The 13,048-nt window shown below is 69.6% G+C and carries 12 protein-coding genes; 2 read left to right on the forward strand and 10 right to left on the reverse strand.

Translation table 11 applies throughout. The features are described 5' to 3' along the window. Positions 1 to 83 precede the first annotated feature (83 nt). Positions 84 to 770, reverse strand: coding sequence for a ribose-5-phosphate isomerase RpiA (gene rpiA, locus WKR98_RS28440; protein WP_341435321.1), 687 nt, complete (start codon positions 768 to 770; stop codon positions 84 to 86). Positions 771 to 887: 117 nt separating this feature from the next. Here rpiA and gltS point away from each other — a divergent pair, with 117 nt between their 5' ends. Further along, positions 888 to 2,102 carry a sodium/glutamate symporter gene (gltS, locus tag WKR98_RS28445; protein WP_238160027.1) on the forward strand — a complete coding sequence of 405 codons (1,215 nt, stop codon included), beginning with the start codon at positions 888 to 890 and terminating at the stop codon, positions 2,100 to 2,102. Positions 2,103 to 2,116: 14 nt separating this feature from the next. After that, positions 2,117 to 3,595 carry a TAXI family TRAP transporter solute-binding subunit gene (locus tag WKR98_RS28450; protein ID WP_341435322.1) on the forward strand — a complete coding sequence of 493 codons (1,479 nt, stop codon included), beginning with the start codon at positions 2,117 to 2,119 and terminating at the stop codon, positions 3,593 to 3,595. Positions 3,596 to 3,602: 7 nt separating this feature from the next. On the opposite strand, the gene WKR98_RS28455 is transcribed toward WKR98_RS28450, so the two are convergent. The 9 genes from WKR98_RS28455 to WKR98_RS28495 all read right to left on the reverse strand — a co-directional run bounded on the left by WKR98_RS28455 (position 3,603) and on the right by WKR98_RS28495 (position 12,870). Next, entirely contained in the window at positions 3,603 to 5,267 is a 1,665-nt protein-coding gene (locus WKR98_RS28455; RefSeq protein ID WP_341435323.1) for an isovaleryl-CoA dehydrogenase, read from the reverse strand. A 67-nt stretch (positions 5,268 to 5,334) separates the two neighbouring features. Next, the gene (locus WKR98_RS28460; RefSeq protein ID WP_370282411.1) at positions 5,335 to 6,306 is read right to left on the reverse strand and encodes an AraC family transcriptional regulator; all 972 of its coding nucleotides are present in this window, start codon (positions 6,304 to 6,306) and stop codon (positions 5,335 to 5,337) included. Between the two features lie 37 nt (positions 6,307 to 6,343). Next, positions 6,344 to 8,590 (reverse strand): xanthine dehydrogenase family protein molybdopterin-binding subunit, encoded by a 2,247-nt coding sequence (locus WKR98_RS28465; protein ID WP_341435324.1) that lies wholly within the window; start codon positions 8,588 to 8,590, stop codon positions 6,344 to 6,346. 13 nt (positions 8,591 to 8,603) lie between these two features. After that, positions 8,604 to 9,065, reverse strand: coding sequence for a (2Fe-2S)-binding protein (locus WKR98_RS28470; protein WP_124690046.1), 462 nt, complete (start codon positions 9,063 to 9,065; stop codon positions 8,604 to 8,606). Positions 9,066 to 9,201: 136 nt separating this feature from the next. Beyond that, on the reverse strand, positions 9,202 to 9,606 hold the full coding sequence (locus WKR98_RS28475; RefSeq protein ID WP_124690047.1) for a VOC family protein: 405 nt from the start codon (positions 9,604 to 9,606) through the stop codon (positions 9,202 to 9,204). 36 nt (positions 9,607 to 9,642) lie between these two features. After that, the gene (locus WKR98_RS28480; protein ID WP_341435325.1) at positions 9,643 to 9,972 is read right to left on the reverse strand and encodes an ArsR/SmtB family transcription factor; all 330 of its coding nucleotides are present in this window, start codon (positions 9,970 to 9,972) and stop codon (positions 9,643 to 9,645) included. Then, on the reverse strand, positions 9,956 to 10,474 hold the full coding sequence (locus WKR98_RS28485) for an SRPBCC family protein (protein WP_341435326.1): 519 nt from the start codon (positions 10,472 to 10,474) through the stop codon (positions 9,956 to 9,958). Before WKR98_RS28485 ends, WKR98_RS28480 begins: the two co-directional genes overlap by 17 nt. A 107-nt stretch (positions 10,475 to 10,581) precedes the next feature. Beyond that, complete coding sequence (locus WKR98_RS28490) at positions 10,582 to 12,123, reverse strand: acetolactate synthase large subunit (RefSeq protein ID WP_341435327.1); 1,542 nt, start codon at positions 12,121 to 12,123, stop codon at positions 10,582 to 10,584. A 123-nt stretch (positions 12,124 to 12,246) separates the two neighbouring features. Further along, a complete protein-coding gene (locus WKR98_RS28495) occupies positions 12,247 to 12,870 on the reverse strand; it encodes a Crp/Fnr family transcriptional regulator (protein WP_161567846.1) in 624 nt (207 codons plus the stop codon). Positions 12,871 to 13,048: the final 178 nt, after the last annotated feature.

Raw genomic sequence — 13,048 nt, forward strand, 5'->3', positions numbered from 1 at the left:
CCGCATGGGCAATGCATCGCGCAGTATATGAACGTCATGTGACAGGAATATGTCTTGGCGGTTCGCCGCGCGACGAATGTAGGCTAGGCGTGGCGCGGCTTGTCGAGCCGGCGCACGCCGAACTGCGTGGCCAGCAGGGCCACGTCCGCGCCGCGCAGCGCGAACAGGCCGCAGGTCACCACGCCGGCAAGGTCGTTGATCACCTTTTCCAGGCCCTGGGCCTCGGCGATCCGCATGCCGTGCACGTCCAGGATGACGTTACCGTTGTCGGTGACGAAACCTTCCCGCAGCCTGGGCTGCCCACCCAAGAGGCGCAGCGCGCGGGCTACGGCCTCGCGGGCCATGGGGATCACTTCGACCGGCAGCGGGAAGGCGCCCAGTTGCTCGACCAGCTTGGACTCGTCGGCGATGCAGATGAAGCGCTCGGCCACCGAGGCGACGATCTTCTCGCGGGTCAGTGCACCGCCGCCGCCCTTGATCATGTGCAGGTGGTCGTCGATCTCGTCCGCGCCGTCGACGTAGATGGGCATGAAAGCCACGTCGTTCAGGTCGAACACCGGCAGCCCGTGGCCGGCCAGGCGTGCCGCGCTGCGCTCGGAACTGGCGACCGTGCCGCGGATGCGCCCCTTGTAGGCGGCCAGTCCGTCGATGAACAGGTCGGCCGTCGACCCCGTGCCGACTCCGATGACCACGTCGGGCGCCGCCACGTCGGCGACGAAGGCAAGCGCCGCGTCGGCCGCCTGCTGTTTCAGTTCCTGTTGAGAAAGCATAATAGGTGGTGCAAAGACGGTGCTAAGGGTTGCCAGCAGACACTTTAGCACTTGGACGCGCGAACGCCACCGGCGTTCCGGCCGACGCGCGGGCACGCGCGCACTGAAGGGGCATTCATGCTGATAGAAATAGACATCATCACCACACTCCTGGTCGCCATCGTGGTGCTGCTGATCGGACGCTGGCTGATCGGCCGGATACCGCCGCTGCAGCGGTACAACATTCCCGAACCGGTGGTGGGCGGGATGCTGGCGGCGATCGTCATCACGATCGCCAAGGTCGCCGCCGGCACCGAGCTGTCGTTCGACATGGCGCTGCAGACGCCCTTCATGCTGGCTTTCTTCGCCACCGTGGGCCTGAGCGCCGACGTCAGGACGCTGGTACGCGGCGGCCGGGGCGTGATCCTGTTCCTGGTCGCCATCGCCATCATGCTCATGCTCCAGAACGCCATCGGCCTGGCGGGCGCCTTCAGCATGGACCTGCATCCCCTGAACGGGCTGCTGGCCGGATCGGTCACGATGCTGGGCGGCCACGGCACCGGCGCGGCCTATGCCACCCAGTTCTCCGACGTCGACAACCTGCAGGGCGCCATGGAACTGGCCATGGCCTGCGCGACCTTCGGCCTGGTGCTGGGCGGCATCATCGGCGGCCCCGTCGCCCAGCGCCTGATCACGCGCCATGGCCTGACGCCGGGCGACGGCGCCTCGGCGCCATCCGGCCAGGCCAGCGCCGACGCGCCACCCGAAGCGTCCCGTCCGCTGACCATTCCGCTCTTTCTCGAAACTCTGCTGCTGATCGTGGCCTGCGTGGTGGCCGGCGGCACGCTGGGGGAACTGATGAAAGGCAAGGTGCTGACCCTGCCGCCCTTCGTCTGGACACTGTTCACCGGCGTCGTGCTGCGCAACGTGCTGGGCCTGGCGCGCATCCGCGAAGTCGACGACGGCGCCGTGCAACTGTTCGGCGGCGTCGCGCTGTCGCTGTTCCTGACCATGGCGCTGATCTCGCTGCGGCTGTGGGAACTGGTGTCGCTGGCGCTGCCCATCCTGGCGATCCTGGCGGTACAGACCGCTTTCGTCGCGGCCTACACCAGCCTGGTCACCTTCCGCATCATGGGTGGCAACTACGACGCCGCGGTGCTGGCCGCGGGCGCCTGCGGCATCGGCCTGGGCGCCACGCCCACCGCCATCGCCAACATGCAGGCGGTCACCAACAAGTACGGCCCCTCCCCCCAGGCCTTCCTGATACTGCCCATCGTCGGCGCGTTCCTGATCGACATCACCAACGCGCTGGTCATTCAGGGTTATCTCAGCCTGCCTCTTTTCGGCTTTTGACAGCGAGCGCAACCATGATCCGACGATTGCTTCTCCTCGTCCTGGCCGCGGTGCTGCTGTCCGGTTGCAGCCGCGGACCCGACCAGTCCCAGGTCCAGGCCGCCGTGGAGCACCGCCTGCAGGCGGTCTTCGCCAAGCCGGTGCTGGATGTGGAATCCCTGCGGCGCCTGGGCAGCGGTCCGCTGGCCGACGCCCCCGACGGCGCGGCCCGCCGCATCGTCTATTTCAACGGCCGCTTCCGCCTGGCCCGCGACTATGCCTTCAGCGACTGGCAGTCGCTCAATCCGGCCGCGCTGGCCACGCTGCTGGGCGCCACCGAACGCGGCGTGGAAGGCATCGCGCGCGACGGCAACCGCGCCGGCGACCTCCTGCAGGTCCGCGGCTCGGTCACCTTCCGCGAAGGTCCCGACGGATGGCAGGCGGTGGACTTCGTGCCGCCGCCACAGGCCACGGCCAGCCAGGCCGCAGCCGGCTCGCCGGCCCGGACGACCATCGAGCGCATCCAGAACCTGTTCAATACCCTGCCCCCCAACAGCCCGCGCGCCCGCGCCATCATCACCGAGGAACTCGCCGCGGCCGACCGGCAGATCACGCGCCGCTTGGACCGGCTGCGCCGCGCCTTCGTGGTGGCGGGCGGACCGGAAGCCGGCGAGTACGACCTGGTCGCCCGTACCATCGCCGCGCGCCTGACGGCACAGGGCTTCAGCGCCAGCGGCTCGTCCACCCAGGGAAGTATCGAGAACCTCCAGTTGCTCCAACGGGGCGCGGCCAACATCGCGCTCGCGCAGGGCGACATCGCCAGACAGGCCTACCTGGGCCAGGGCGCCTTCGGCGGCACGGCCCACAACCCCGACTTGCGCGCCATCGCGAGCCTGTACCCGGAAGCCTTCCACATCGCGGTGCTGGCCGACGGTCCGGTCCAGTCCATCGCGGACCTGCGCGGCCGCCGGCTCGACGCCGGCCTGGCCGCGTCCGGCACCCGCGCCTCGACGCTGCAAGTGCTGGCGGCGCACGGACTCCCGGCCGGCAGCGTGGAACTGGTCTCCAGTACCAACTTCGACCAGGCGGTACGGGCCCTGCTCGACAAGCAGGTCGACGCAATCGCCAGCGTGATCCACGCCCCGGCGCGCCAACTGCAACGCCTGGCCGCCGACCATCGCCTGCGCATCCTGCCGCTGTCGCCGCCAGCCATCGCACAGCTCGCGCGGGACGATCCCGCCTTCGTGCGCCTCGTGCTCGCCCCCGGCACCTATCCGGGCCAGGGCGCGCCCATTGCGACGGTGGGCGTCACCGCGCTGCTGGTCACGGGCACCGACACGCCCGCGGACGAAGTGCGCGGCGTGTTGCAGGCGGTGTTCGAACAGGCCGATTTCGTGGCGGCGGGCAGCCCGGCCGGCGGACAGATCACCCGCGCGACGGCTCGCGAAGGCGTGACCATCCCCATGCACGACGCCGCCGAGCGTTATTTCAAGGCGGAACCGGCGCCGCGTTAGATCGGAGTCAATCCCCCGGCGGCCACGCCCGCGCCAGCAGTTCCGCGCACGCCGCGTCGCCGTGGCCGGTGTCGCTGTCGCCGTACAGCCAGCTGGCCTGCGCCAGCCGGGCCGCCACGAACGCGTCCCCCACCAGCCCCCCCGGCGCGTCCAGCAGCAGCGCCGCCTGCATCAGCCCGGCCAGCAGGCCGGCGATGCGGCGCGCCTTGAACTCGGCCTCGCCGTTGCCCGCGCACAAGTCCATCCAGGTCTGCCAGGCCGAGCGGAACTCCGGGCTGCCGCCGCCGCGCTCGCGCAGGTGCTCGCCCAGCGCCTCGAACGCCTGGGGATCGCGCCGGATCGCGCGCAGCACGTCCAGGCACATGACGTTGCCCGATCCTTCCCAGATCGCGTTGACGGGCGCTTCGCGGTAGAGCCGGGGCATCGGGCCGTCTTCGACGTAGCCATTGCCGCCGCATGCCTCCATGCATTCGGCAATGGCCGACACGGCGCGTTTGCAGACCCAGTACTTGGCCGCCGGCGTGACGATGCGCCGTATGGCCCGCTCCAGCGGCGCATCGGACTCGAAGGCGCGCGCCAGCCGCAGGCCCAGCGCGGTCGCGGCCTCGCTTTCCAGCGCAAGATCGGCCAGGACGTGGCGCATCAGGGGCTGATCGCACAGCGGCCGGCCGAACGCCTGGCGCCGCGAGCAGAAGTGCAGCGCCTGGACCGTGGCCTGCCGCAGCAGCGCGGCGCTGCCCAGCACGCAGTCCAGCCGCGTGTAGGTGGCCATCTCCACGATGGTGGCCACGCCCCGCCCCGGCTCGCCCAGCATGGCGCCCCAGGCGCCATGGAACTCGACCTCGGCGCTGGCGTTGCTGCGATTGCCCAGCTTGTCCTTCAGGCGCTGGATACGGACGCCGTTGCGGCGGCCGTCGGGCGCGTAGCGCGGCACGAAGAAGCACGACAGGCCTTCATCGGCCTGGGCCAGCACCAGGTGGGCATCGGACTGGGGCACCGAATAGAACCACTTGTGGCCCTCGAGCAGATAGCCCCGCCCCCGGCCCGGCGCCCCGCACGGCACGGCCCGGGTCGTGTTGGCCCGCACGTCCGAGCCGCCCTGCTTCTCGGTCATGCCCATGCCTATCAACACGCCGCGCTTGCCGGCCACCGGCGCATCCGAGGCATCGTAGTGGCGCGCATGGAGACGCGGCAGCCAGTCGCGGGCGAAATCGATGTCACCGGCCGGCTCGCGCGCCAGCACGGGAATCGCGCCGAAGGTCATGGTGGCCGGGCACAGCGTGCCGGCCTCGACCTGGCCCTGCATGAGGTAGCCCGCCGCCCGCGCGACCATGGCGCCCGGCGCGGGCGCCGCCCATGGCCCGGAATGCAGTCCGCGCGCGACGATGCCCGTCATCAGGACATGCCAGGCGGGATGGAAGCGCACCTCGTCAATGCGCCGCCCGACCGGATCCAGGGGCACGAAGCGCGGCGGGTGCTCGTTGGCGTCGCGGCCCGCGTCCATGGCCTCGCGGCTGCCCAGCCAGCGTCCCTGCTCGCGCAGGGAGGCCTCGGCATGGCCGGCCCCTTCGCGCCGGACCGCTTCCCGCAGCGCGGGATCGGTGTCGTACAGGTTGTAGCCGGTGCACGGCTCCACCACGTTGAACGCGTCGTCCCGGTCGCTGTCCGTCATGATCGCTCCCCCGCCGTCGCGGCGGCATCGTCGCCATGCGTCGAGTGTAGCGCCGAGCGCCAGCGGGTCAGGCCGCCGCGGTCTCCGCCGGATCGCCGTTGCGCAGCCTGGCCACGTCGCGCAAGGGCGGCGAACCGAACAGGCGGCTGTATTCGCGGCTGAACTGCGACGCGCTTTCGTAGCCGACCCGGCGCGCCGCGCTGCCGGCATCCAGCAGCTCGGACAGCATCAGCGTGCGCGCCTCGCGCAGCCGCAGCTGCTTCTGGAACTGCAGCGGGCTCATGGCCGTGACGGCCTTGAAATGGTGGTGCAGCGAGGACGGACTCATGTTGACCGCCTGGGCGAGCGCCTCGATGCGCAGCGGTACGGTGTAGTTTTCCTTGATCCAGGCGATGGCGCGGGCGACCTGGCTGGAAGCCCCGGCCGACAGGGCCGCCTGGCGCAGCCGCCGGCCCAGTTCGCCGGTCAGCACCCGGTACAGGATCTCGCGCTCGGCCAGCGGCCCCAGCACCGCCAGGTGCTCGGGCGTGTCCAACAGGCGAACCAGGCGCAGCATGGGCTCGATCAGGGCCAGCGGGGTCGTGCCCACGGCCAGCCCGCGCATGCCCGGTGCCTCGGACGCCGGCGGCAGGCCGTGCTCGCCTACCAGTTCGCCCAGGCGCTGCGGGTCGATGTCCAGCGCCACGCACAGGTAGGGCTCTGCCTGCGACGCGCAGGTGATGCGGGCCTGCACCGGCAGGTCGAACGAGGACAGCAGGAAGTGACGTTCGTCGTACTCGTAGACGGCCTCGCCCAGCTCGACGCGCTTGGCACCCTGCGCGGCGATCGTCAGCGAAGGCCGGTAGAAGCCGCAGTTGGATTCAGAGGGACCGGAGAAGCGCACGAACGACAGCCCCGGGTAGGTGCTGGGGTGTGCCCCGTCGACCGGGGCGTGCCGCGCGATGCGGCCGGCCAGCTCGCGCCGCGCGGCGGCCAGCTGACCGGGTTCCTCGTCGCGTGGGACGCTATCGGCGGGAAAGGCCGGCTGGGACATGGTCATCGTGGAAAGCGCAGGACAAGCGACGATATTGCCATGCTCAGACCGCCTTGCGCAAAGGCGTGCGGATCGGCAGGGTCCGCACGCGCTCGCCGGTCGCGGCGAAGATCGCGTTGGCCAGCGCCGGCGCCAGCGGCGGCACGCCGGGCTCGCCCACGCCGGTGGGATCGTCCTGGGACGGCACGATGTGCACCTCGACACGCGGCATCTCGTTGATGCGCAGCACGGGATAGTCGTGGAAGTTGCTCTGCACGACGGCGCCCTTGTCCAGCGTGATGGCGCCATGCAGCGCGGTCGACAGCGCGAAGCCTATGCCGCCCTCCATCTGCGCCTTGACCACGTCCGGATTGATCGCCAATCCGCACGCCACGGCGCAGACCACGCGGTCCACCTTCAGTCCGCCCTCGGCGTCCACGCTCACCTCGACCACCTGTGCCACCACGCTGTTGAAGGACTCGTGCACCGCCACGCCCCGGCCCCGGCGCATGCCGCTTTTCCCCGCCGCCAGCGGACGGTCCCATTGCGCGGCGCGCACCGCCGTCTCCAGCGCGGCCAGGTGGCGCGGATGGCCCTTGAGCAAGTCGCGCCGCAGCGCGACCGGATCGCGGCGCGCGGCATGCGCCGCCTCGTCCACCAGCGTCTCGGCCGTGAACGCGGTATGCGTGTGCCCGACCGACCGGTACCACTGCACGGGCACGCTCACGTCGTCGGGGGTATGCAACTCCACGCTCAGGTTGGGGATGCCGTAGGGCAGGTCGGACAGGCCCTCGACCGAGGTGGCGTCGATACCGTTCTTGATCATGAATTCCTCGAACACGGAACCCTTGATCAGCGACTGTCCGACCACGCGCACCTGCCAGGCGTGCAGCCTGCCCCGCTCGTCCAGGGCGAGCCGGGCGCGGTGCAGGTAGGCGGGCCGATAGTATCCGCCGCGCATGTCGTCCTCGCGCGTCCAGACCATCTTGACCGGAACGTCGAACCCCGCCTTGCGGGCGCCCTGCGCGATGGCGACGGCCTCGACCACGTAGTCGGCATGCGGGCTGGCGCGCCGGCCGAAGCTGCCGCCGGCATACAGCTGGTTGATCGTGACCCGCTCGGGCGCAATGCCGAGATAGTCGGCCACGGCTTTCTGGTCCATGGTCTGGAACTGCTCGCCGTTCCAGATCTCGCACCGGCCGTCGCCCAGTTGCACGACGCAGTTCAACGGCTCCATGCTGGCGTGGGCCAGGAACGGGAACTCGTAGTCCGCCTCGATCACCTTGGCGGCCTGGGCGAACGCGGCCTCGACATTGCCGCGCGCGGCGGCGGGCAGGCCAGGGCGCGCGGCGGCCTGGCGATACCGGGCCAAAAGTTCGTCGCTGCCCTCGGTATAGGCGCGGCGCTCGTCCCATTGCACCTTCAGGGCATCGCGCCCGGTGCGAGCGGCCCAGGTATTGCGCGCCAGCACGGCGACACCGGCCGAGCGGTGCGCCGACCCCTCGAAGGGGATCGCGGCCACCACGCCAGGAACGGCCAGGGCGGCACTGGCGTCGTAGCCGGCCACGGTCGCGCCGAAGCGCGGCGCATGAGCCGCGATCGCGATCAGCATGCCGGGCAGCTTGACGTCCTGCGTGAACCGGGCGCGGCCGTGCACCTTGTCGGCCGAGTCCGCGCGCCGCAGCGACGCCTTGCCGATCAGGCCGAACTCCTTGGGCGACTTCAGCCGGGGCTTGGCAGGCACCGGCTGCGCCGCCGCGGCCCCGGCCAATTCGCCGAATCCGGCTTTCCGGCCCGAGGCGGCATGGCGGACGACGCCTTCGCGCACGGTAATCGTGGCCGGGTCGACCTTCCAGGCCTGCGCCGCCGCGCCGACCAGCATGGCGCGCGCGGCGGCGCCCGCCTCGCGCATCTGCTTGAAGGAGTTGGCCATGGCCGTGCTGCCCCCGGTACCCTGTATGCCCATGGCCAGGTTCTTGTAGCGCGCGGTGTCGGCGGGCGCGCCTTCGACCCGCACCTGCGCCCAGTCCGCGTCCAGCTCGTCGGCCACCAGGGTCGCCAGGCCCGTATAGGCCCCCTGCCCCATCTCCACGTGCTTGGCATACACCGTGACCCGGCCTTGGGCATCGATGGACAGAAAGGCATTCGGCGCGAAGGCATCCGCCCCGTCCGCCGCCGGCGTCGCGGCCAGGGCGCCGGGCAGTTGCCAGCCCAGCACCAGCACGCCCGCGCCCTGCACGAAGCGGCGGCGGCTGACATTGACCAGCGAGGCTTGCTGGCGATCCGTCGTGTTGTCGAGGGTGAAGATCATGATGCCTTCCTCCTCAGGCCAGTGCCTGGGCGGCGCGATGGATCGCGGCCCGGATGCGCACATAGGTCGCGCAGCGGCACGCATTGCCGCTCATCGCCCCGTCGATGTCCTCGTCCGTGGGACGCGGGTTCGTGCGCAGCAGCGCGGCGGCCGACATGATCTGGCCCGACTGGCAGTAGCCGCATTGCACGACGTCCAGTTCCTGCCATGCGGCCTGCACGGCCCGGCCCACGGCGTCGTTCCCCACGCCTTCGATGGTCGTGACCGGCTTGCCTTCGACCGAGGAGACCGGCGTCACGCAGGCGCGCACCGGCGCGCCGTCCACATGCACCGTACAGGCGCCGCACAGCGCCATCCCGCATCCGTATTTCGTGCCGGTCAGGTTTGCCAGATCGCGCAGGGCCCATAGCAGTGGCATTTCGCCGGGCGCGTCCAGCGCAGTCTGTTTGCCATTGATCTCGAGCTGAATCGCCATTGCCACGTCCCCTGCGGAAAAGATGCCGGATCCCTATCCGGCCGTGACAGAGGTTACGTAAGGCGGCTACCTGGGGACAATACCGATTCCTGCCTGTGTTTTGCCTGATCCTGCAAACCACGGATCAGGCCCGGCGTCACGCGAGGTTGAGCTGCCACGATATGCCGAACCGGTCGGCCACCCATCCGAAGCGACGGCTGAAGCCGTAATTGCCCAGCGGCATCAGTTCCTGGCCGCCGTCGGCCAGCGCGGCATGAAGCCGGTCGATCTCCTCCTCCTGGTCGCACTCCACGAACAGCGACACCGACGGGGTGAAGTTGAAGGCATGGGGAGCCGAACTGTCGATCGCCATGAAGCGCCGGCCGTGCAGCGTGAACCATGCGGTGCGGACGGTGCCTTCGGGGTCGCTCTCGCCGGGACCGTAGCGGTCGATGCGGTCGATGGCCGAACCGGGGAACAGCGAGACGTAGAAGCCGATCGCTTCCTCGGCCCGGCCATGCCGCTCGCCCGAGAACATCAGGAAGGTGGCGATGTCTTTCATGGATGATGCTCCTGTCGTGTGTGGCCGGACGCCGCGTCACGGCGCCTCGACGAGTTTCCTCAAGCGCCCGATGGCGCGGTCCCACCCGGCCGAGACCGCGTCCAGGAAGGCTCTTGCCTCGTCCACGCGGCGTGGATCGAGGGTGTACAGCACCTCGCGGCCCAGGCGCTCGCGCACGACCAGGTCCGCCGCTTCCAGCACCTGGAGATGCTTGACGATGGCCTGCCGCGAGATGTCCCGGCCCTCGGCCAGCGCGGTGGCCGACAAGGCCCCGCCGGCCAGCAGGTGGGCGACCAGGGCCAGCCGGGTCGCGTCGCCCAGCGCGGCGAACACCCGCGCCAGCTCGTGCTCACGCCCCTTCGACATGGCGCCGGATGTTGTCGGCCTGGGCGGCCCATCCGCCGTCGTTCATCATGAAGGCGCGTTCGCGGCGGTGCGCCGGCACGCGCTCGAATCCCGACTCGGTGATGGTCAGCCGCGTACCCTCGGGCACGCTCTCCAGCTGGAACTCGACCAGGGTCGTGGGCTCCTGCTCGTGATCGCACTCGGCATCGATGCCGAACGGCACCCAGCGGAAACTGAAAACGCGCGGCGCTTCCATGCGCTCGACGGTGCAGAACACCGCGTGGGGAAGCGGCTGGCGTATCGCGGCCGGCTGCAGGCCCAGCGAGGCCTGGTAGCGCGTGATCTCGTCCTGGTCGAACCCGCCCTCGAAGCTGCCGGTAATGGCGCGGCCGGGGGCAAAGGGCTGGTCCAGCTTGACGCCGAACCACTGCGCGAACTCCTGGATGTCGGTCAAGGCGCGCCACACGCGCTCGACCGGCGCGCGCAACACGACCTGCTTTTCGATGCGGTCGAGCGATGTCATGGCGGAACTCCTATTGCAACCGTTTGGTTGCAATATACAGGTCCATCCAGACGCGCAACGTTTCTGTTGCACACGCTTACGGAAACCGGCCTTCCGGCCAGGCGATGTCACACCATCAGTTCGATCAGGAACGGCGCCTGCCTGCCGAAGCTGCTCTTCATCAGGTCCGCGCAACGCTCCAGCGTGGTGGCCTGCGCCGCCTCGACGCCCATGCCATGGGCAAGCTTGACCCAATCGAGGGGCGGGTTGCCCAGGTCCAGCATGCTCATCGCCGTCTCGCCCGGCGTCGCGCCCACGCTCGCGTACTCGCCGATCAGGATGTTGTACTTGCGGTTGTTGAGAATGATCGTGGTAACGGGCAGCGCCTCGCGCGCCTGCGTCCACAGCGACTGCAGCGAGTACATGGCGGAACCGTCCGCCTGCAGATTGATCACCCTGCGCTGCTTGCCGGCGCCAAGCGCCGCACCGGTGGCCACGGGCATTCCATCGCCGATGGCGCCGCCCGCCAGATGCAGCCAGTCGTGCGCGGGCGCGCCGTGCGTGAACGGGTAGAAGCCCCGGCCGTAGGAAATGCTCTCGTCGGACACGATGGCATGCTCGGGCATCGTCGCCGCGAGCGTGCGGGCCAGGCCTTCGGGCGTGGGCAGGCCGGCTCCCGGGCTCGGGCGGGGGCCGGGATCCGGCATGGCCGCCGCCGGCGCATCGAGCGCCTGCGCCAGCGCCCGAAGCGCCTCGACGGGATCCTGGTCCGGGCGGGACAAGACATGGAACCGGGTATCCGGGTGGTACTGGATCGAGGGCTTGCCGGGATAACCGAAGAATCCGACCGGCGGCTCGGCGCCCACCAGGATGATGTGCCTGTACCGATCGAGCGCCTGGATGGCGTCGTCCATGCCATAGGGCACCCGTTCGAGCGGCATGCGGCCGCGGCCGCGCGCCAGATGCGCGGTCACATAGCTGGCCATCACCGCCGCCCCCGTCGCATGGGCGACCCGCCAGGCAAAACCCTGCGCCTCGCTCAGCACACCATGCCCCGCCAGCAGGATCAACACGTCGCGGCGATCGCGCAGCAGGCGCGCCGCCGCCTCGACCGCCTGGCCGTCGATGGCGGGGGGCAACGGCGGATCCATGGGTTCCCCGGGCACGCCCCCCTCTTGCCAGGACACGTCGGCGGGCAGGATCAGCGTGGCGATCTGCCCCGGGAAGGTGCGCGCCGCGCGCACCGCCTCCACCGCGTCCCGTCCGAGATCAGCAGTCCCGGCGCTGGTGCGCACCCAGGCCGAAACCGTCCGCGCCATGCCGGCGGTATCCGCGGTCAGCGGCGCATCGTAGGGGCGATGGTAGGTCGCCTGGTCACCCACGATGTTGACGATGCCGCTGCGCGCGCGGCGCGCGTTGTGCAGGTTGCCCATGCCGTTGGCCAGGCCGGGGCCGCAGTGCAACAGCGTGCAGGCGGGCTTGCGGGCCAGCCGGAAATAGCCATCGGCCATGCCGGTGACGATGTTCTCCTGCAAGCCGAGCACGCACTTCATTCCGGGGCTCTGGTCCAGCGCGGCGACGAAATGCATTTCGCTGGTCCCCGGATTGGCGAAGCAGGTATCCACCCCGGCGGCCAACAAGGTTTCCACCAGGCTCTTCGCGCCGTTCATCCGCAAACCTCCTTGTCCAGACATGTTTCAACGCTTATCGGCCGGCCATGTTGGCATTCGGCGCCGCGGAAGGCGACGGACATTGCGGAGCAAGTGTCTCCTTTGTTGCTTCAGCGCGTTTTTCTACAGCGAGGGCGGCAAGGACGGCTCCCCGGCCATTTTTTCCAGCTTCGCCCAATCCGTGATGGAGATCTTTCCATACCGGATTTCGACGATGCCTTCTTCGGCCATGGCACGCAGCACCCGGTTGACCACCTGCCTTCGCGTTCCCAGCATCGTGGCGATTTCGACCTGCGACAGGCTGACGTCCGCGGACTCGATGCCGCGCCGGGATCGGGCATGGATGGCCTTCAGCAATTGCGCGACCCGGGCATTCGTCGGGTGGGTGGCCGCGCTTTCGAAATGATCGAGCGCGCGCCGGTGCCGCTGGCCAAGCCCGGCAAACAGCGTGAACGACAGCTGCCCATCCTCGCACAGGATTTCACGCAGCAGGGGCGCCGGAATCCTGACCAGGATGCTCTTCTGCTTGCATATCGCCGTGTAGAAATAGGGCACCTGGGTCAGGACCGGCCCCAGGCCGTGGTAGTCCCCCGGCAGGTGCAGACCCGCCGTGAAGTTCCTGCCCGACGGCGTCCCGCGCACGAGATGCATGGACCCCGTTGCCAGGATGTACAGGAAGTGGGCGGTTTCCCCGGTCCTGATCAGACAGGTGTCCGCCTCGACCGTGCACAGGTCGGCTGCCGACACGAGGCGAGAAATCGTCTCCGCGGGCCATGTAGAGAAAAGCTCCGACTGGGATATCACCAGCCTGACCAACGTATTTTCCATAACCTCGGATTTCCTCGTGCTTGCCTACGACCACGGAAGAGGCCTTCTCCCGCCGGACACATAGCAACAAACAGGACAATCGCCGTGCTTTCCTCAT

The sequence above is a fragment of the Pigmentiphaga sp. YJ18 genome (assembly GCF_038066655.1).
GTDB lineage: Bacteria > Pseudomonadota > Gammaproteobacteria > Burkholderiales > Burkholderiaceae_B > Pigmentiphaga.

Coding starts and splice junctions, on each gene's coding strand:
- rpiA (WP_341435321.1), bottom strand. CDS start 770: ATGCTTTCTCAACAGGAACTGAAACAGCAGGCGGCCGACGCGGCGCTT.
- gltS (WP_238160027.1), top strand. CDS start 888: ATGCTGATAGAAATAGACATCATCACCACACTCCTGGTCGCCATCGTG.
- WKR98_RS28450 (WP_341435322.1), top strand. CDS start 2,117: ATGATCCGACGATTGCTTCTCCTCGTCCTGGCCGCGGTGCTGCTGTCC.
- WKR98_RS28455 (WP_341435323.1), bottom strand. CDS start 5,267: ATGACGGACAGCGACCGGGACGACGCGTTCAACGTGGTGGAGCCGTGC.
- WKR98_RS28460 (WP_370282411.1), bottom strand. CDS start 6,306: ATGACCATGTCCCAGCCGGCCTTTCCCGCCGATAGCGTCCCACGCGAC.
- WKR98_RS28465 (WP_341435324.1), bottom strand. CDS start 8,590: ATGATCTTCACCCTCGACAACACGACGGATCGCCAGCAAGCCTCGCTG.
- WKR98_RS28470 (WP_124690046.1), bottom strand. CDS start 9,065: ATGGCGATTCAGCTCGAGATCAATGGCAAACAGACTGCGCTGGACGCG.
- WKR98_RS28475 (WP_124690047.1), bottom strand. CDS start 9,606: ATGAAAGACATCGCCACCTTCCTGATGTTCTCGGGCGAGCGGCATGGC.
- WKR98_RS28480 (WP_341435325.1), bottom strand. CDS start 9,972: ATGTCGAAGGGGCGTGAGCACGAGCTGGCGCGGGTGTTCGCCGCGCTG.
- WKR98_RS28485 (WP_341435326.1), bottom strand. CDS start 10,474: ATGACATCGCTCGACCGCATCGAAAAGCAGGTCGTGTTGCGCGCGCCG.
- WKR98_RS28490 (WP_341435327.1), bottom strand. CDS start 12,123: ATGAACGGCGCGAAGAGCCTGGTGGAAACCTTGTTGGCCGCCGGGGTG.